16 protein-coding genes are annotated in these 18,050 nt (G+C 63.5%); 11 read left to right on the top strand and 5 right to left on the bottom strand.

Going from position 1 to position 18,050, the window contains the following annotated elements; translation table 11 throughout:
* Positions 1-7: 7 nt before the first annotated feature.
* Positions 8-637, bottom strand: a complete 630-nt coding sequence (locus JNC62_RS10825; protein WP_374838616.1) for a TetR family transcriptional regulator C-terminal domain-containing protein — start codon at positions 635-637, stop codon at positions 8-10.
* The gene (locus JNC62_RS10820; RefSeq protein ID WP_374838614.1) at positions 634-1,512 is read right to left on the bottom strand and encodes a dimethylarginine dimethylaminohydrolase family protein; all 879 of its coding nucleotides are present in this window, start codon (positions 1,510-1,512) and stop codon (positions 634-636) included. Before JNC62_RS10820 ends, JNC62_RS10825 begins: the two co-directional genes overlap by 4 nt.
* Positions 1,513-1,756: 244 nt before the next feature.
* Here JNC62_RS10820 and JNC62_RS10815 point away from each other — a divergent pair, with 244 nt between their 5' ends.
* From JNC62_RS10815 to JNC62_RS10770, 10 genes are all read left to right on the top strand, one after another.
* A complete protein-coding gene (locus JNC62_RS10815) occupies positions 1,757-2,530 on the top strand; it encodes an ABC transporter ATP-binding protein (protein ID WP_374838612.1) in 774 nt (257 codons plus the stop codon).
* A 31-nt stretch (positions 2,531-2,561) separates the two neighbouring features.
* Positions 2,562-3,341 carry a transporter substrate-binding domain-containing protein gene (locus JNC62_RS10810; RefSeq protein WP_374838610.1) on the top strand — a complete coding sequence of 260 codons (780 nt, stop codon included), beginning with the start codon at positions 2,562-2,564 and terminating at the stop codon, positions 3,339-3,341.
* Between the two features lie 78 nt (positions 3,342-3,419).
* On the top strand, positions 3,420-4,202 hold the full coding sequence (locus JNC62_RS10805; protein WP_374838608.1) for a transporter substrate-binding domain-containing protein: 783 nt from the start codon (positions 3,420-3,422) through the stop codon (positions 4,200-4,202).
* A gap of 101 nt (positions 4,203-4,303) precedes the next feature.
* Complete coding sequence (locus tag JNC62_RS10800; RefSeq protein WP_374838606.1) at positions 4,304-5,035, top strand: ABC transporter permease; 732 nt, start codon at positions 4,304-4,306, stop codon at positions 5,033-5,035.
* Positions 5,035-5,856: an ABC transporter permease gene (locus tag JNC62_RS10795; protein WP_374838604.1), complete on the top strand. Its 822-nt coding sequence runs from the start codon at positions 5,035-5,037 to the stop codon at positions 5,854-5,856. The genes JNC62_RS10800 and JNC62_RS10795 overlap by 1 nt, the downstream gene beginning before the upstream one ends.
* A 1-nt stretch (position 5,857) precedes the next feature.
* Entirely contained in the window at positions 5,858-7,027 is a 1,170-nt protein-coding gene (locus JNC62_RS10790) for a M20 aminoacylase family protein (RefSeq protein WP_374838602.1), read from the top strand.
* A 305-nt stretch (positions 7,028-7,332) separates the two neighbouring features.
* Positions 7,333-7,575, top strand: a complete 243-nt coding sequence (locus JNC62_RS10785; RefSeq protein WP_374838600.1) for a hypothetical protein — start codon at positions 7,333-7,335, stop codon at positions 7,573-7,575.
* A gap of 716 nt (positions 7,576-8,291) precedes the next feature.
* A complete protein-coding gene (locus JNC62_RS10780) occupies positions 8,292-9,686 on the top strand; it encodes a cytochrome ubiquinol oxidase subunit I (protein WP_374838598.1) in 1,395 nt (464 codons plus the stop codon).
* Positions 9,683-10,687, top strand: coding sequence for a cytochrome d ubiquinol oxidase subunit II (cydB, locus tag JNC62_RS10775; protein ID WP_374838596.1), 1,005 nt, complete (start codon positions 9,683-9,685; stop codon positions 10,685-10,687). The genes JNC62_RS10780 and cydB overlap by 4 nt, the downstream gene beginning before the upstream one ends.
* Positions 10,688-11,133: 446 nt before the next feature.
* A complete protein-coding gene (locus tag JNC62_RS10770) occupies positions 11,134-11,430 on the top strand; it encodes a chorismate mutase family protein (RefSeq protein WP_374838594.1) in 297 nt (98 codons plus the stop codon).
* Between the two features lie 28 nt (positions 11,431-11,458).
* Here the strand turns inward: JNC62_RS10770 and galE are convergent, their stop codons facing one another.
* From galE to mscL, 3 genes are all read right to left on the bottom strand, one after another.
* Positions 11,459-12,451, bottom strand: a complete 993-nt coding sequence (galE, locus tag JNC62_RS10765) for a UDP-glucose 4-epimerase GalE (RefSeq protein ID WP_374838592.1) — start codon at positions 12,449-12,451, stop codon at positions 11,459-11,461.
* A gap of 76 nt (positions 12,452-12,527) precedes the next feature.
* Positions 12,528-13,694, bottom strand: a complete 1,167-nt coding sequence (locus tag JNC62_RS10760; protein ID WP_374838590.1) for a pyridoxal phosphate-dependent aminotransferase — start codon at positions 13,692-13,694, stop codon at positions 12,528-12,530.
* 164 nt (positions 13,695-13,858) lie between these two features.
* Positions 13,859-14,290 (bottom strand): large conductance mechanosensitive channel protein MscL, encoded by a 432-nt coding sequence (gene mscL / locus JNC62_RS10755; protein ID WP_374838588.1) that lies wholly within the window; start codon positions 14,288-14,290, stop codon positions 13,859-13,861.
* A 201-nt stretch (positions 14,291-14,491) separates the two neighbouring features.
* Between mscL and JNC62_RS10750 the strand changes: the two genes are divergently transcribed.
* Positions 14,492-17,992, top strand: coding sequence for a NahK/ErcS family hybrid sensor histidine kinase/response regulator (locus JNC62_RS10750; protein WP_374838586.1), 3,501 nt, complete (start codon positions 14,492-14,494; stop codon positions 17,990-17,992).
* The last annotated feature ends 58 nt before the right edge of the window (positions 17,993-18,050 follow it).

The raw sequence follows: 18,050 nt of genomic DNA, 5'->3' as shown, positions 1-18,050 counted from the left end.
TCCATTTCTACTCCATTGCCTTCGGCAAACCGATCGGCACACCCACCAACGCCTCGACGGAATCGAGGGCGATTTTTACCAGTTCGCGTTCCTCAAAAAGGTCCCCCGCCAGGCAACCTTCCAGCCAGAGGCCGTCGAGCAGCCCGTTTATCGCAATGGCTAGCGCCCGACAGCGCGCCGGGCTTGCATCCTGCCCCTTGCTCGCCAGGAAGTCGGCAATCAACCCCTCCAGCGCATTGCGGAAACTGAGGTAGCCTTCGCGGTGGATGGCCGAAAGCATCGGATCGACGCTGACCTGGCTGATGAACGAGGCCCAGAGCGACAAGCTGCGGCTGTTCGCAACCGGTTCCGTCAGGTTGATGACGATGAACGAGCGCAGCCGCTCCTCCGGGTCGCCGGTCACGCGCTCGGCCTTTTCCGTCAGCCGGGCGATCACCACCCGGTAGGCCTCCTGGAGAATATGCTCCTTGGAGGAGAAATAGTGCCGGATCAGCCCGGCCGTCACTCCGGCCTTGATGGCGATCTGGCGCACCGTCGCGCCCTGCAAGCCGGATTCGGCGATGCAGTCCAGCGTCGCCTCGATCAGATCGTGTCGGCGTTCGCTCTCGGGCGCGCGATGGAAGGGACGTCTCGTCATGCCGCCCGCCTGAGGACCGGCCGGGTGAGGCAGGTCGGCCCGCCCTCGCAGGCGATGCAGAGCGCGTCGGCCTCGAAGGTTTCGACGGTGCAGCCGGCAGCCTCCATCGCCGCCTTCGTCTTGGGGAAGCCGGCAACCATGATAACCTCGTTCGGCCGGGTCGGAAGAACGTTGAGGCTCAGGCCGTTGCTGGCATGGAACTCGTCGGCCGGCGCCTCGATCAGGCGGATGCCGCGCCTCTTGAGAAGCTGATAGAAGGCCGCCGGCAGCAGCGGCGCGAAGACGAGTGCGAGGTCGCCGGCCAACGGGCTCATCACGCTCATCAGGTGCAGGCACGCCTCCTCGCCCTGCCAGAGCGGCAGGTCATAGGCCAGAACCGAGATGCCATGCGGGGCGAGCAGGCCGGTCAACTGATCGATCCCCTCCTGATTGGTGCGCACGCCGCGGCCGACGACGAGCGTCTTCGCATCGAGCCAGATGCAGTCGCCGCCCTCGACCGTGCCCGGCGCCTCGATCCGGCCCAGGATTGGGATCTGCCGCTCGGCATAGGCCTTCTCGTGCAGTTCGGTCTCGTTCGCCCGAAGCGGCTTGCCCATGCGCAGGATGATGGCGCCGTGGTCGGACATAAGCGACGGGTCGTGCGTGAACATGGCATCGGCGAGCCCGTCGCCGGCATCTTCCAGCCAGATGATCTCCGTCCCCGACTTTTCCACAAGTCGGGTGAATTCCGCATATTGGCGCAGCGCCTTCTGCCCGTCGAATGTCGGTCCGTAGTGCCATTTCAACGGATCTGCGGCGACCAGACTCGGGCCGGGACGGCGCATCAGCACACGTTGGAGCGGGGCCGACATTTCCTGGGAACCGAACGCAGACATTGCTACTCCTTTGGTCGGAAAGGTGTTTTGGCGGTACCAGACAAAAAGTCGGCAACGACGGTTATTATACGCTTGAACAATTACGCCACAAGTGTAACGATGGTGTCAATGGAAGGACGTGACGAGCCGAAGATGCCCGCACGAAGAAGCGCAGCCGGCTGCAATGGCACGGTGTGCGAAGAAAAACAGGGGAAGAAATGCGCATGAGTCATGCCGTGTTCTGCCGTGCGGAGAAATCTGTCCGATGACGGATCGCGCCGAGGCAATCGCAGTCGAAAACCTGCACAAGCGCTTCGGACCGCTCGAGGTCCTAAAAGGGGTTTCCCTCACGGCACGCGAAGGCGACGTCATCGCCATCATCGGTGGATCCGGTTCCGGCAAGTCCACATTCCTTCGCTGCATCAACATGCTGGAGCTTCCGAGCGCCGGCTCCGTGACGATCCACGGCGAAACGATCGCGATGAAGAAGGACGGCCATGGCGGCCTCATTCCGGCCGACCGGAAGCAGGTGCAGCGCATCCGCTCGCGGCTCGGAATGGTGTTCCAAAGCTTCAATCTCTGGCAGCACATGACGATCCTCGAAAACGTCATCGAGGCGCCCGTGCATGTATTGGGCGAGCAGAAGGCCCAGGCGATCGAGCGCGCCGAGGCGATCCTTCGCCGCGTCGGCCTGTTCGAGAAACGCGACGCCTACCCCGCCTTCCTGTCCGGCGGCCAGCAGCAGCGCGCGGCAATCGCCCGGGCGCTCGCCGTCCAGCCGCACGTGATGCTCTTCGACGAGCCGACCTCGGCGCTCGATCCGGAACTGGTGGGAGAGGTGCTGACCGTCATCGGCGACCTGGCGAAGGAAAAGCGCACGATGATCCTCGTGACGCACGAGATGAAGTTTGCCCGCAACGTGGCCAACCACATCGTCTTTCTTGCCAATGGCGTGATCGAGGAGCAGGGCCCGCCCGAAGAGATCTTCGGCGCACCGAAATCGGAACGATTGAAGAAGTTTATCAGCTCCATCCACTGAAAGTATAAATAACCAACAGAGGGGAAAAAGCATGAAGACTGCCTTGAAAACAATCGCACTGGCCGCCGTCCTCGGCCTGGCGGGTATCACCGGCGCCGCCGCCGCGGAGCTGAAGGTCGGTGTTGCCGCCGAGCCCTATCCGCCGTTCACCGCACCCGATGCCGCCGGCAAGTGGGAAGGCTGGGAAGTGGACTTCATGAACGCGGTCTGCGCCGAGGCCAAGCTTGAATGCGTGCTGACCCCGGTGGCCTGGGACGGCATCATCCCGGCGCTCACCTCCGGCAAGATCGACATGATCATGAGCTCGATGTCGATCACGGCCGAACGCCAGAAGACGATCGACTTCTCCGACAAGTACTACAACACGCCCACCGGCATCATCGGTCCCAAGGGGGTAGCATTCGACGCAACTCCGGAGAGCCTGGCCGGAAAGACGATCGGCGTGCAGGTTGCGACCATTCACCAAGCCTACGCCAACCATTATTTCGGCGCGACGTCGACGCTGAAGGAATACCAGACCCAGGACGAAGCCAACAATGACTTGGCCGCCGGCCGCCTCGACGCCGTCCAGGCCGACTCCATCGCGCTCAGCGACTTCCTGAAGACCGAACAGGGCAAGGACTGCTGCGAGCTCAAGGGGCTCGTCAAGGATGATCCGGCCATCCTCGGTGCCGGTGTCGGCGTCGGTCTGCGCAAGGGCGAAGATGAACTGAAAGCCAAGCTCAACGCCGCGATCAAGGCGGTCCGTGAAAACGGCACCTATGATGCCATCACCAAGAAGTACTTCGACTTCGACGTCTACGGCGGCTGATCCCTGTCGGCTGGCGCGCGTCGGGAGGGATGCGCGCCAGCCCCGCGACCTTTGAACTGCTCAAAACAAGGGAACAGCATGAAAAAGACTGCGAAAATCCTGGCGATGGCAGCCGCGCTTGGAATCGGTGCCGCAGGCGCCGCAGCCGCGGAAACGATCAAGGTCGGCCTGGCGGCCGAACCTTATCCGCCGTTCACCTCGCCGGATTCAACGGGCAACTGGCAAGGTTGGGAGATCGACTTTCAAAAGGCGCTGTGCGCCGAAGCCAAGCTCGACTGCGTCCTGACCCCGGTCGCGTGGGACGGCATCATTCCGGCGCTGACGTCGAAGAAGATCGACGTCATCATCGGCTCGATGACGATCACCGAAGAACGGATGAAAACCATCGATTTCACCGATCGGTACTACAAGACCCCGAGCGGCGTCATCGGCACGAAGGGGGTTTCGTTCGAACCCACGCCGGAAGGCCTCGCCGGAAAGACGATCGGCGTTCAGGTCTCGACCACGCAGGAAGTCTACGCAAACACGTATTTCAGCGGCAATGGCTCGACCGTGAAGATCTACCAGACACAGGACGAGGCGAACCAGGATCTGGTCGCCGGGCGCATCGACGCGATCCAGGCCGATCTGATTCCGCTCGAAGACTTCCTCAAGACGGAGGAAGGCAAGGCGTGCTGCGAGATGAAGGGCGTTGTGAAGGACGATCCGGCGATCCTGGGCGTCGGCACCGGCATCGGGCTGCGCAAGGGCGAGGATGACCTGAAGGCCAAGCTCAACGCTGCTATCAAGGCGATCCGCGATAACGGCACCTACGCCGAGTTCTCGAAGAAGTACTTCAGCTTCGACATCTACGGCGAATGATCTGTCACGACCCGCGCCGCAAGAAGCGCGGCGCGGCTTTCTGATACTGTCAACGATGCTTCCGCCGGGCGACCGGCCGGATTGATACGGATACAAGGTTCATGGCGACCGATCCCGGTAGTTTGATCAATTGGAGCCTCCTGGCGCTCGACCCGCCCGGCTGGGGCGGCGTGCTTCTCGGGGGGCTTCTCAATTCGATCAAGATCGCGGTCGGCGGCTATGCACTCGGGCTCGCGCTCGGAACCGGCGGCGCCTTCGGCAAGCTCTATGGCGGACCCGTGCTGAAGGATCTGCTCGAGGTCTACACGACCCTCGTGCGGGCCATTCCGGAACTCGTGCTGATCCTGCTCCTGTACTATGCGGGCACGGATCTGCTGAACCAACTGATGTCGGCGATCGGCTCCGGCCCCGTCGACATCAGCGGGCTTGCGGCCGGCATCTTTGTCATCGGCGTCGTGCAGGGCGCCTATTCGACCGAGGTGCTGCGCGGGGCGATCAAGGCCGTGCCGGCCGGGCAGATCGAGGCTGCCCGCGCCTTCGGCATGTCGCCCGGCCAGATCATGCGGCGCGTGACGCTGCCCGCCATGCTGCCGCATGCCATCCCCGGCCTCTCCAATCTCTGGCTGATCGCTACAAAGGACACCGCGCTGCTCGCCGTCGTCGGCTTCAGCGAGTTGACGCTGGTGACGCGCCAGGCGGCCGGCAGCACCAAGGCATATCTGCTGTTCTTCTGCGCCGCCGGTGCCCTCTATCTAGCCCTCACGCTCGTCTCGAACGTGCTCATCCGCATGATTGAAGCCCGCGCACGCCGCGGCATGGTGGCGGCGGCATGATGAGCGAGGGCAACACGATCGACGCCATGGCGCTCACCGAGCTGCCGAACCGGCAGAGCTTTTTCAAGCCGCACCGGATCGCGCTGATGGCCGTCGCGGCAATCATGGTTTTCTGCGTCGTCTGGTTCATGCGCTGGGACTGGGTGCCGGAGTATGGTGGCCGGCTGCTGGCCGGCGTCGGCGTCACGCTGCTGATGCTTTTCAGCACCTGCATTCTCGGCTTTCTCTTCGCCCTGCCAATCGGCCTCGTGCAGGTCACCGGTCCCTGGCCGCTGAAGATGCTCGCCAGAGGCTTCTGCACGGTCATCCGCGGCACGCCGCTCTTGCTTCAGCTATGGCTGCTCTACTACGGCCTGGGGTCGTTGTTTCCGCAGTTCCCGGCGATCCGGGAGTCCTTTCTCTGGCCCTATCTGCGCGAGGCCTGGCCCTATGGCGTCGCGGCCCTGACGATCTCGTTCGCCGCCTATGAGGGCGAGGTGATGCGCGGCGCCTTCGCCGGCGTGCCCGCAGGCGAGCTGGAGGCCGCCCGTGCCTATGGCATGAGCCGCTGGAAGGTCTTCCGCCGCATCTGGCTGCCGCGCGCAATCCATCGGGCGCTGCCGACGCTGAACGGCGAGACGGTGCTGCAGCTGAAATCGACCCCGCTGGTCGCCACCATCACCGTCATCGACGTCTATGCCGTGATTTCCAAGGTCCGGCAGATGACCTACCTGACCTACGAGCCCCTGCTCCTGCTGGCGCTGATCTATCTTTGCTTGACAGCGATCCTCGTTGTCGGGTTCCGCTATCTCGAAAACAAGATCCCAACTCGTGGTGCCTGACATGAACATTCGCGCTTCCCTCACCAATGCCATCCCGGAACTGGTCGCCATCCGCCATGACCTGCATGCCCATCCGGAACTCGGGCTGGAGGAAGTGCGCACCTCGGACGTGATCGCACGGCATCTGGAAAGCTATGGCTACAAGGTGACGCGCGGACTGGCGAAGACCGGCCTGGTGGCAACGCTGTCGAACGGCAGCAGCCGCAAATCGATCGGCATTCGTGCCGACATCGACGCCCTGCCGATCCACGAGGAGACCGGCCTGCCCTACGCGAGCAAGACGCCCGGCCTGATGCACGCCTGCGGCCACGACGGCCACACGGCCATGTTGCTCGGTGCGGCACGGGCGATTGCGGAGCGGAAGAACTTCGACGGCACGGTCCACCTGATCTTCCAGCCGGCGGAAGAGAATTTCGGCGGCGCGAAGATCATGGTGGAGGAAGGCCTGTTCGACCGCTTCCCGTGCGATGCCGTCTTTGCGCTTCACAACGAGCCGGGCCTGCCCTTCGGCCAGTTCGCCTTGCGAGACGGGCCGATCATGGCCGCCGTCGACGAGGCGCGCATCACGGTCAACGGTCGCGGTGGCCATGGGGCCGAGCCGCAGGACACGGCCGATCCGATCGTCGCCGGCGCCTCGATCATCATGGCGCTGCAGTCGATCGTATCGCGCAACATCCATCCGCTCGACCCGACTGTCGTCACCGTGGGCTCTTTTCACAGCGGTTCGGCCAGCAACATCATCCCGGAGCGGGCCGAAATCGTCGTCGGCATCCGGTCCTTCGATCCCGGCGTCCGCGACGAGCTGGAACGTCGAATCCGCCTGATCGCCGAGCGTCAGGCCGAAAGCTACGCGATGACGGCGACGGTCGACTACCGGCGCAGCTATGACGCCACCGTCAACCACAAGGCCGAAACCGACCTGCTGCGCGATCTCGCCATCCGCTTCGCCGGCGCCGACCAGGTGGTCGATCTGCCGCGACCGTTCATGGGCAGCGAAGACTTCGCCTACATGCTGAAGGAGCGCCCCGGCAGCTACTTCTTCCTCGGCGCCAAGGTGTCGGACCAGGAAAAGCCGCTGCATCATCCCGGCTTCAACTTCAACGACGACCTATTGCCAATCGGCGCCGCCTTCTGGACGGAGCTCGCCGAGAGCTATCTCAGGCCGGCCTGAGACCGGGTAAGGGCTATCCTTTGTAACAGCGGCGCTAAAGAATGCGCCGCTTTTCTTTTGAGGTAGGCGAAACCGGAAGCGGCTCCATTTTCACGGCCCGCCTGGGGCACGCCCATCCGTTCGACGTAGGCGCACGGCGGTCTTTGCGGCTTGGAGGGACCAGATCGGCTCGCCATTTTTCAGCGATCACTAAAACGTGACGATTCTTCGTTTGACACCCCACTTAACACAACCCGCCTTTGGCGCATATGATTCGTTTGCTGCACGAGGATGTCCGATGTTCCCCGCAATCAAAGGACCTCACCATGAAGACATTCGTTGTATCGATTGCTGTCGTGGCCGTTTCGGCCACTGGTGCATTTGCAGTGACCGCAGATTTTGATCGCGCAAGGTTCGGAGATCCGATCATCGCGTCCAATGAAAGCATGATAGACAATACCATGACCGGCTCGGTCGAATTGCAGACTTGCAAGTTCGGCGTCAAGACGGTGCGGCGCTGCGCCGACCCTTCCGCCAAACCGGTTCAAGCGGGATCGCAGAAGAACTGATCCCGCACGCGCTGACATCGGTCCCCGAATGACCGCCTGCGGCTGGCGGTTGATCGGGGCCCCTTCGTACCGACGAGAGAACGTTGGTCCCGCAATCAGATCAGACGTTTTCTCACCCGCTCCGTCGGGCGGGGCATCCTTCGACGACCTCTGACCGGCGCTTCGCTGCACTGCCTTGGACGGATCGCGCTTAGGTCAATGATCCTTTTATATCAGGCTTTATTAAAATACAGTGAACTGCCCCACACGCGGCACGGGGCCTTTGCGCCGAGGACCTCGATATGAAACGCCTTGTCGTTGCCGCTGCGGTTCTGGCGGTGTCCGCAATCGCTGCCTCCGCCTTTCCGCAAAGCTTCGGCTTACCCCATTTCGTCCAGGTCGACGAATGGCCGGACAATGGTGGTTACGCCCGGATGAAGTCCGGATCGATCGGGAAAAGACCGTGCGCTGTGACCGATGGGCGCTGCGTCGAGCGCCAAGGAGGGCAGGAGCGCGGGCGGCAAATGCCCCTGAAGTGAGCGCTTGCGCCGAGCATCCTTGCGAATGCTGGCGCAGAGCGTCGCACGCGCCCCGCCGACGTTCCTTCACGCGATAACGTGCGACAACCTGTCGTTCCCCTCGGAATTGACGTTTCCCCGCTCCGCGCCACATTCATTGTATGTCCGCACCGACCCGCGGCTTGCTTTCGCCCGCCCCGACTGGCCGAGGAAGGATGCATGATGTTCGACACCGCTCTGCTGGCCCGCCTCCAATTCGCCTTCACGGTGTCGTTCCATATCATCTTTCCGGCCTTCTCGATCGGCCTGGCCAGCTACCTGGCGGTACTCAACGGCCTTTGGCTCTGGAAGAAGGACGAGGTCTATCTGGAGCTGTTCAACTTCTGGAAGACGATCTTCGCGCTCGCCTTCGGCATGGGCGTGGTGTCGGGCATCGTCATGACCTACCAGTTTGGCACGAACTGGGCCGTGTTCTCGGACAAGACCGGTCCGATCATCGGGCCGTTGATGGGCTACGAGGTGTTGACGGCCTTCTTCCTCGAAGCCGGCTTCCTCGGCATCATGCTGTTCGGACTGAATCGGGTCGGTCCCGGGTTGCACTTCCTGGCCACCTGCATGGTGGCGCTCGGCACGCTGATCTCGGCCACCTGGATCCTCGCGGCGAACTCCTGGATGCAAACCCCCGTCGGGTTCGCCATGAATGGCGCCGGACAGTTCGTTCCAACGGACTGGTGGACGATCATTTTCAGTCCGTCCTTCCCCTACCGGCTCGTGCACATGGTGCTCGCCGCCTACCTGACCACCGCCTTCGTGGTCGGCGGTGTCGGCGCGTGGCACCTGCTGGAGAACACGGCCTACCGTCGCTCGTACACCATGTTCTCGATGGCCATGTGGATGGCGGCGATCGTCGCGCCGATCCAGATCTTTGCCGGCGACCTGCACGGCCTCAACACGCTCGAACACCAGCCGACGAAAATCATGGCCATGGAGGGCCACTTCCAGAGCCATCCGAACGGCGCGCCGCTCATCCTCGTCGGCATTCCCAACGAGGCGGAAAAGCGGGTGGACTACGCGATCGAAATCCCGAAACTCTCCAGCCTCATCCTCAAGCACAGTCTCGATGCGCCACTCGACGGGCTAGACACCGTGCCCGACGAACTGGAACCGCCGGTCGCGGTCATCTTCTGGTCCTTCCGCGTCATGGTCGCAATCGGCTTTGCGTTGCTCGGCATCGGGGGATGGTCGCTGTGGTGCCGCTGGCGTGGAACTCTCGCCTCGAACCGCTGGCTGCATCGCGCCGCGGTCCTGATGGGGCCGGCGGGGTTCGTGGCCGTCCTTTGCGGCTGGGTGACGACCGAGGTCGGCCGGCAACCCTATACCGTGTACGGGCAGTTGTTGACGGCGCAATCGCACTCGCCGGTCGATGCCCCCGCGGTGGCAACCTCGCTGACGGCCTTCGTCATCGTCTACTTCCTCGTTTTCGGCGCCGGCACCTTCTACATCCTGCGCCTGATGGCGCGCCTGCCGCGAGACCCGATGCCGGAGCTGGAGGAGGGTCCGATTCGCTCGGCCGGCATCACGCCGGCGCAAAGCCACAAGGGGAGCGCGCCATGACGATCGACCTTCCCTTCATCTGGGCCGCGATCATCGCCTTTGCGGTCTTGGCCTATGTCGTTCTCGACGGGTTCGATCTCGGTGTCGGCATCCTCTTCCCCTTCTTTCCAGAAAAGCACGACCGCGACGTGATGATGAACTCGGTCTCACCCGTCTGGGACGGCAACGAAACCTGGCTGGTGCTGGGCGGCGGCGGGCTGATGGCCGTCTTTCCGCTCGCCTATGCAACGATCCTGCCGGCCCTCTACATGCCGCTCATCGCGATGCTGCTCGGGCTGATCTTTCGAGGTGTCGCGTTCGAGTACCGGTGGCGGACCCGGCGCGCCGAGTTCCTCTGGGACGGCGCCTTCGCCGGCGGCTCCATGGTCGCCACCTTTGCCCAGGGGATCGCGCTCGGCGCTCTGGTCCAGGGCATCCCGGTTGAAAACCGGACCTATGCCGGCGGCTGGTGGGACTGGCTGACACCGTTCTCGATCGCCACCGGCGTGGCGCTACTGGTCGGTTACGCGCTGCTCGGCTCCACCTGGCTGGTGATGAAGACAACCGGCGACCTTGCTGCGCGCGCCCGCGTTCATGCGCTTCGCGCTGCAATCGGAACGCTTGTCGCGATGGGTGTCTTCAGCCTTTGGACACCCTTCCTCGAGCCCGCCTACCTCAATCGCTGGTTCGGCTGGCCGACCGCCATCTTCAGCGTGATCGTTCCCCTGCTCGTGCTGGGGTGTTTTCTCCTTCTGCTTCGCGGCTTGCGCAGCGAACACGACAGCCAGCCCTTCCTCGCGGCGCTCGGCCTGTTCATACTCGGCTTTGCCGGCATCGGGATCAGTTTCTACCCCTACATCGTCCCCACCTCGCTGACGATCTGGGAAGCCGCGGCACCGGAGGAGAGCCTGGTCTTTCTGCTCGTCGGCACCATCGTGCTGGTGCCAATCATCCTGACCTATACGGCCTATGCCTACTGGGTCTTTCGCGGCAAGATGGATCCGGAAGAAGGATATCACTGATGGCGGCGGGCGGAGCCGGTCGAAAGCTTATGTGGTTTGCAGGCCTTTGGATCGCCGGCGTCGCAGCCGTCGCCCTTGTCGGCCTTGTCATCAAAGTCGCGCTGGGCGCTTGAGGCGGCGGTGTCCTGCTGCCGTTCCGTCGCTGCACCCCTGCAAGCGGCCCACTCGCCTCACCTAAGGTAAGCCCGCCACTCCAAATGCAACCCTTTAGTGCCTGTTAATTTAAGGCTCGCTCAAGCTTCGTATTCTAGGTTGTCCTTGGCCAGCATACGGGACCGCCGGAAAACAGGAACAGGACCGCACCCTCCCTGTCTTTCGCGCGGTCCCTATGTGGCACGCCGCCGCCGCCCGCAGGCGCTTTCATCTTTCCTCTCTCCTCCCGCTTTGTTACAGCCAACCGCGACGACCGCGAGGCGCGCGCACGCAAACAAGAGTGGAGACAGGAAATGCCAGAGACAGCAGCCGACTGCCGGACCATGGCGGAAATCCGCGAAAACATCGACCGCATCGACTGCGCCCTGATGCAGTTGTTCGCCGAGCGCTGGACCTTTATTGGCCGCGCTGCGGAGATCAAGGCTGTCCTTGGCCTGAAGGCCGACATTCCGGCCCGCGTCGAGGAGGTCCGCGCCAATGCGCGTGAAAACGCGCGCCGCTTGGGCCTCGACGAAATGTTCTACGACGATCTGTGGAACAGGCTGATCCAGCATTCGATCGCCTATGAGGCGGAGCGTCTCGGCGAGTAAGACGCCGCGCCTGGCGGCGCCGCGCGCGTCAGATCTGGTTGCGGCGCGCGAGGTGATCTTCCCAGTCAAGCGCGGTGCGGACGATGAAGGCAAGATCGTCGTGTTTCGGCTGCCAGTTCAACTCCTGCATCGCCACCGCGGGGTTGGCGACGATCGAGACGGCATCGCCCGGGCGCCGGCCGGAGATCCGCACAGGAAAGTCCACCCCCGCAACCTCCTTGACCCGGTTCAGTACCTCCAGCACCGAGAAACCGCGACCATAGCCGCAGTTGGCGACGATCGAGCCGCCGCCGGCGCGCATGCGTTCAAGTGCCTTCAGATGAGCGTTCGCCAGGTCGCTGACGTGGATGTAGTCGCGAATGCAGGTTCCGTCCGGCGTGGGGTAATCCGTACCGAAGACATCCATGCCCTGCCGCTTTCCGAGCACGGCCTCCGCGGCGACCTTGATCAGATGGGTCGCCCCTTTCGTCGACTGGCCCGTGCGGCCGCGCGGATCGGCGCCAGCGACATTGAAGTAGCGCAGTGCCGTGTAGGTGAAATCATGGGCGAGCGCGGTATCGCGCAACATGATCTCCGTCATCAGCTTCGAAGCGCCGTAGGGGGATTCCGGTCGCAGCGGCGCCGTCTCCTCGACCGGATCGGCCGTGTCCGGCGTGCCGTAAACCGCAGCGGTGGATGAAAAGACGAAGTGGGGCACCTTCGCCTCCACGGCCGCGGCGATCAGGGCGCGCGACTTGGCGGTGTTGTTTTCATAGTAGCTGAGCGGATCGGCGACCGATTCAGGCACGATGATCGAACCGGCGAAGTGGATGATGGCATCGATGCGGTTCTCCGCGAAAATCCGCTGCAGCAATTCGCGGTCGGCGATGTCGCCTTCGTAGAAGCGGGCCTCGGGGGCCACCGCCCAGCGGAAGCCAGTGGAGAGACGGTCGATAACGACGACCTCTTCGCCGGCATCACACAGCGCCCAGACCATGTGCGAGCCGATATAGCCTGCGCCTCCAGTTACCAGTACCGCCATGGGGGTCCCCTTCCGAATCTCATGCAAATTCCGCGCATAAAAGCGGGATGGCGTTGAAATAGCAATGCGGCGGTTTTTAGAGCGACGCGATGTAGCGCGACAGCCGATCGGCGGCTTCGGCGACCTGAGCGGGATCGCGCAGGAAACAGGCACGCATGAAGAGCGAACCACCCTCGCCGAAAGCCGTGCCCGGCGCGAGCCCCACGCCGGTCTTGTCGACGATGTCGAGGGCCGTCTTGCGCACGTCATCGACGCCGTCGATCTTCAGGAAGGCGTAGATCGCCCCATCGGGCTTCAATGTCTCGACGCGGTTCGTGGCGATCAATGCATCGCACAGAAGATCGCGCGAGCGGGTCGCTTTCTCGATGTTGGACCGGACGAATTCGTCGCCTAGGTCGAGGGCGGCGATCGCGCCCTTCTGCATGAATTGCGCCACGCCGGAGGTCGAGTACTGGACGAGGTTCTCGATGACCTGTCCCATCTCGGGCGGCGCAACGATCCAGCCGACGCGCCAGCCGGTCATCGACCAGTTCTTCGAGAACGAGTTGACGAAGACGATGCGGTCGCCTTCCTCCATCACATCGAGGAAGGACGGCGCCCTGCCGCCGGCATAGAAGTAGAGCGAGTAGATCTCGTCGGCCATGATCCACAGGTCGCGGCGGCGCGCGATTTCGAGAATGGCCTCGAGGTCGTCGCGCGTCGCGGTCCAGCCGGTCGGGTTTGAGGGCGTATTGATGAAGAGCGCCTTCGTCCTGGGCGTTATCGCCGCCTCCAGTCGCGCCAGATCCAGTTGCCAGCGCCCGCCGGTGAACGCCAGCGGGACGGCCAGCGGCCGGATCCCGGCAATCTCAGCCGCTGCGGCGAAATTCGGCCAGGCCGGGCTCAGATAGACCATCTCGTCGCCGGCGGACGCCAGCGCCTGCAGCGCCAGTTGGATCGCCTGCATGCCGGAGCCGACCACGTAGAAGTGTTCGGGCGATAACACGCGGCCGAACTGGCGCTCGTAGTAGCGCGAGAGCGCCTGGCGCAACTCCGGTATCCCGCGCTGCCAGGTGTAAAAGGTTTCGCCGCCTCTCAAGGCCTCTATCGCCGCGTCGGAGATGAAGGAAGGCGTGGGCAGGTCGCCTTCGCCGACCCAGAGCGGGATGAGCCCCTCACGACCGCGCGCATAGTTCACAAGTTCGACGATGCCGCTTTCCGGCGCTTGCAGCGCCCGCGGGCTCAGGCTGTTGACAATGTTCATCACTTCTCCGCTGCGGGCGGCTCGCGTTCGGTGCCGGCCGACCGTCTCCGGTCGATCTGTAGCGGAATTTCCGTGCGCGAACACGCCAGTTTATCTGACGCTCCGATCGATTTCGGTGATGAAGGCGGGGCGCCGCCCCGGTCCTGCCAAGGCCTTGCGCGGGTTCACACCGACGGTCGCGCCTTCAGGAGGTCGCGGATTTCCGTCAGCAACTGGACATCTTCCGGCGGCGGCGCCGCTTCTGCCGCCTTCTGACGCTCAACACTGGCGCGCAAACGGTTCACGCCCTTGATCATCAGGAAGATGATCCACGCGAGGATCAGGAAGTTGATCAGGGCGGTGATGAAACTGCCGTAGGCGAACACCGCGCCCTGCTCGCGCGCAGCGGCGAGCGTGCTCGCGGTGACTGTCGAGGACAGCGGCAGGAAATAGTTGGAGAAGTCGAAGCCGCCGCCCGTCAGAGCGCCGACGATCGGCATGACCAGGTCGTTGACGACTGAATCGACGATCTTGCTGAAGGCCGCACCGATGATCACGCCGACGGCGAGATCCATCACATTGCCGCGGGCGATAAACGCCTTGAATTCGTTAAGCATGTGCCTCTCCTGTTGCTGCGTGCATTTCCAACCTAGTGCAGTTTTCCATCGCATGGAACACCCTTTGCGCGCTGCGGCCGATCCTGCAACCATTCCGGCTTCTATGGGACCTTAGGCTAAGCCGCGTCCGATTTTCATTGTCGTTTGAATGGCCTATGGTGCCGGGTGGCGGGCAGAGGTCCCGTTGATCTGGGAGGATGCATGCTGCCCGGCTGGACCATCTTCGCCGCGGCCTTCGCCTATCTGCTGCTGCTCTTCGCGGTGGCCACCTACGGCGACAGGAAGACGCGCCAATCGGACGCGGCCACCCGCGGCCGGCCGCTGGTCTACGCGCTCAGCCTGGCCATCTATTGCACCTCCTGGACCTATTTCGGCGGCGTCGGCCTTGCCAGCGTCCAGGGGCCGGAATTCCTCGGGATCTACATCGGCCCGATCCTGATGTTCACGTTGGGGCTGCCGCTGATCCGCCGGATCGTCGGACTGGCAAAGTCCGAGCGCCTGACCTCGGTGGCCGATTTCGTCGGCGCACGCTACGGAAAGAGCTCGGGCGTGGCAGCCATCGTCGCGCTCATCGCGCTCATCGGGGCCATTCCCTACATCGCCCTCCAACTGAAGGCGGTGTCCAGTTCGGTCAAGGTCGTGGTCGATTTCTACGACTACGGCTTCGCCGAAAGCCGTTCCATCATCGACCTGCCGCTGATCGTCTCCTTGTTCCTCGCCTGTTTCGCCGTGATCTTCGGCACCCGGCACACGGACGCCACCGAACATCAGGACGGCCTGATCCTGGCGATCTCGATGGAATCGGTCGTCAAGCTTGTCGCCTTCGCAACGGTCGGCATCTACGTCGTTTACTTCATGTTCGACGGGCTGGGCGATCTCTGGTTGCGTGCCGCCGAGAGCCAGCGCGTCATGGCGGCATTGACGTACGAGACGCCGGTGGCGCGATGGCTGCTCCTGATCGTGCTGTCGGCCTTCGCCATCATCATGCTGCCGCGGCAGTTCCACGTGACCGTGGTGGAAAACCGGACGGCCGGGGAACTGCGCACCGCTCGCTTCCTGTTTCCGCTCTATCTTCTGGCGATCAACCTTTTCGTGCTGCCGGTGGCGATCGGCGGCGTGCTCACCTTCCAGGGGCTCGGCGACGCCGATCTCTACGTGCTGGCGCTGCCGCTGGCGCAGGGGCATCCGGTTCTGACGCTCGTCTCCTTCATCGGCGGGTTTTCGGCGGCGACGGCAATGGTGATCGTCGAATGCGTGGCGCTGTCGATCATGATCTCCAACGACATCGTCATCCCCGTCGTCCTTCGGCGCAACCTGATCGGCAAGGCCGAGCCGCAAGAAGACCTGACACGGACGCTGTTGCGCGTTCGAAGGCTTGCGATCTTCTTCGTTCTGCTGCTCGGCTATGCCTACTACCGGTTTTCCACCTCGAGCGCCGGCCTGGCCTCGATCGGTCTGCTGGCCTTTGCCGCAATCGCCCAGGTGGCGCCGGCCCTGCTCGGCGGCCTCGTCTGGCGCCAGGCCAACGCCCGGGGCGCGATTGCCGGCATGATTTCCGGCCTGCTGGTCTGGGCCTACCTGCTCTTCCTGCCGAGCCTCGGCCTGACCGAAAATACCGGCCTGGCGACGTCGATCCTCGGATTTCTGCTACCGGGCGTGGGCGTATTTTCCGGAGAAAGGGCCGATCCGCTGGTCGCCGCCTCGGTGTTGTCGCTGCTCGTCAATACCGGCGCTTTCATCATCGGCTCTCTTTCGCGCAATCCAACGAACATCGAGCGCCTGCAGGCAAACATTTTCGTCCACTCGCGCCCCCAGCTTGAGCGTGCCTTCCGCGGCAACAAGACGAAGGTAACTGTCCGCGATCTGAAAAACACCGTCGCCACCTATCTTGGCGAGGAGCGGACCGAACGCTCGTTCCACACCTATGAGCGTCAAGCCGGCCGATGGCTCGAAGACAATAAGCCCGCCGACATCGCGCTCGTCCACTTCTCCGAACAGGTGCTCGGGAGTGCGATCGGCTCGTCCTCGGCGCGGCTTGTCCTGTCGCTTACGCTGCAGCGGATCGATGAGACCACCGCCGACACCAGCTGGCTGCTTGACCAGGCCAGCGAGGCGCTGCAGTACAATCAGGGCATACTCCAGACCGCCCTCGGCCAGATGAACCAGGGCATCGCCGTTTTCGACAGCTCAAACAATCTGACGGTGTGGAATCGCCGGTTCCGCGAGCTGCTCGACCTGCCCGAACAGGTCGGCCAGGTTGGTTTCGCCCTCGCCGATGTGGTCGACATCCTCGTCACGGAGGGTCATGTCGCCGCGGCCGACCGGCGGGCGATCCTCGATGACATCATGAAATTCGACCAGCCGCTTCAACTCGTTCTGTCGGGCGGTCGCCGCATCGTCGAAGTCGTCTCCAATGCCATCCCGGACAAGGGGTTCGTCGCAACCTTCACCGACATTACCGAACGTGTCGAAGCCGACCGGGCGCTGAAGCTCGCAAACGAGACGCTGGAACTTCGCGTCGATGAACGCACGGCCGAACTCACGCGCGTCAACACCGAGCTTGCCGAGGCACGTGCCGCCGCCGAGGAGGCCAATCTCGGCAAGACACGGTTCTTCGCCGCCGCCGGACACGACATTCTGCAGCCGCTCAATGCCGCCCGGCTCTATTCCACGTCGCTGGTGGAGCGGCTTGGCGACTCCGAGAACCGGCAGTTGATCCAGAACATCGATTCCTCGCTAGAATCGGTCGAAGCCATTCTTGGCGCGGTGCTGGACATTTCGCGCCTCGACACCGGGGCCATGAAGCCGCGCCTGGAAACCGTGCGCCTCGACGACTTGCTGAAGCGGATCGAGACCGACTTCGCGCCGATGGCGCGGGCGAAGAACCTGACGCTGAAGGTCGTGGCAAGCTCCCTTGCGGTACGGAGCGATCCGAACCTGTTGCGGCGCCTCGTGCAGAACCTCGTCTCCAACGCGATCAAGTACACCAATTCCGGCAAGGTGCTGGTCGGCGTGCGGCGGCGGCGCGGACACGCGAGCATCCAGGTGTTCGATTCCGGCATCGGCATTCCTTCATCGAAATTCCGCACCGTCTTCAAGGAGTTCATCCGGCTTGACGAAGGGGCCCGCACCGCACCCGGGCTCGGCCTCGGCCTTTCGATCGTCGACCGGATTTCCCGCGTGCTCGGTCATCCCGTGGACCTGCAGTCGACGCCGGGAAAGGGAACAAGCTTCAGGGTCCGCGTGCCGATCGATACCATCGCCACCGGTCGCAAGGCGCCGGCAACCAAGGAAAGCCCCCCGGCCGGCGAGCAGTTGCGTGGACTGCGGGTGCTGTGCATCGACAACGAACCGAAGATCCTCGACGGCATGCAACTGCTCTTGAGCGGCTGGGGCTGCGACGTCGTGACGGCCGATTCGCTTGACGCAATCGATGCGCTCCTAGCTGGTCACAGCGCGCCGCCAAGTGCGATTATCGCCGACTATCATCTGGGTGACGGCACCGGGATCGCGGCGATAGCGCGCGTGCGCGAAGCGCACGGCTCCGATATTCCCGGCCTGCTCGTCACCGCCGATCGTTCCGCCGAGGTGCGAGCGCTGGCCGAAAGCAACGACATCACCCTGCAGAACAAGCCGGTCCGTCCGGCTTCGATGCGCGCCTGGCTGACGCGGCTGGCGAATTTGAAGGTCGCGGCCGAGTAGCGCCGGCCCGAAAGCAGCGTCGGCCCGGCGGTCCCGCTCTGCAGCGTGTGCAGTGTCG

This window comes from Mycoplana ramosa (genome assembly GCF_041930185.1).
GTDB classification, from domain to species: domain Bacteria; phylum Pseudomonadota; class Alphaproteobacteria; order Rhizobiales; family Rhizobiaceae; genus Mycoplana; species Mycoplana ramosa.
The sequence above is the reverse complement of the archived record's forward strand: the minus strand, read 5'-3'. Positions and strand labels throughout refer to the sequence as shown.

What these genes read in the sequence shown, in the direction of transcription:
- JNC62_RS10750 (WP_374838586.1), top strand. Translation starts at nt 14,492, where the DNA reads ATGCTGCCCGGCTGGACCATCTTCGCCGCGGCCTTCGCCTATCTGCTG.
- galE (WP_374838592.1), bottom strand. Translation starts at nt 12,451, where the DNA reads ATGGCGGTACTGGTAACTGGAGGCGCAGGCTATATCGGCTCGCACATG.
- JNC62_RS10800 (WP_374838606.1), top strand. Translation starts at nt 4,304, where the DNA reads ATGGCGACCGATCCCGGTAGTTTGATCAATTGGAGCCTCCTGGCGCTC.
- JNC62_RS10820 (WP_374838614.1), bottom strand. Translation starts at nt 1,512, where the DNA reads ATGTCTGCGTTCGGTTCCCAGGAAATGTCGGCCCCGCTCCAACGTGTG.
- JNC62_RS10770 (WP_374838594.1), top strand. Translation starts at nt 11,134, where the DNA reads ATGCCAGAGACAGCAGCCGACTGCCGGACCATGGCGGAAATCCGCGAA.
- JNC62_RS10805 (WP_374838608.1), top strand. Translation starts at nt 3,420, where the DNA reads ATGAAAAAGACTGCGAAAATCCTGGCGATGGCAGCCGCGCTTGGAATC.
- JNC62_RS10825 (WP_374838616.1), bottom strand. Translation starts at nt 637, where the DNA reads ATGACGAGACGTCCCTTCCATCGCGCGCCCGAGAGCGAACGCCGACAC.
- JNC62_RS10815 (WP_374838612.1), top strand. Translation starts at nt 1,757, where the DNA reads ATGACGGATCGCGCCGAGGCAATCGCAGTCGAAAACCTGCACAAGCGC.
- JNC62_RS10780 (WP_374838598.1), top strand. Translation starts at nt 8,292, where the DNA reads ATGATGTTCGACACCGCTCTGCTGGCCCGCCTCCAATTCGCCTTCACG.
- cydB (WP_374838596.1), top strand. Translation starts at nt 9,683, where the DNA reads ATGACGATCGACCTTCCCTTCATCTGGGCCGCGATCATCGCCTTTGCG.
- JNC62_RS10760 (WP_374838590.1), bottom strand. Translation starts at nt 13,694, where the DNA reads ATGAACATTGTCAACAGCCTGAGCCCGCGGGCGCTGCAAGCGCCGGAA.
- JNC62_RS10795 (WP_374838604.1), top strand. Translation starts at nt 5,035, where the DNA reads ATGAGCGAGGGCAACACGATCGACGCCATGGCGCTCACCGAGCTGCCG.
- JNC62_RS10785 (WP_374838600.1), top strand. Translation starts at nt 7,333, where the DNA reads ATGAAGACATTCGTTGTATCGATTGCTGTCGTGGCCGTTTCGGCCACT.
- JNC62_RS10810 (WP_374838610.1), top strand. Translation starts at nt 2,562, where the DNA reads ATGAAGACTGCCTTGAAAACAATCGCACTGGCCGCCGTCCTCGGCCTG.
- JNC62_RS10790 (WP_374838602.1), top strand. Translation starts at nt 5,858, where the DNA reads ATGAACATTCGCGCTTCCCTCACCAATGCCATCCCGGAACTGGTCGCC.
- mscL (WP_374838588.1), bottom strand. Translation starts at nt 14,290, where the DNA reads ATGCTTAACGAATTCAAGGCGTTTATCGCCCGCGGCAATGTGATGGAT.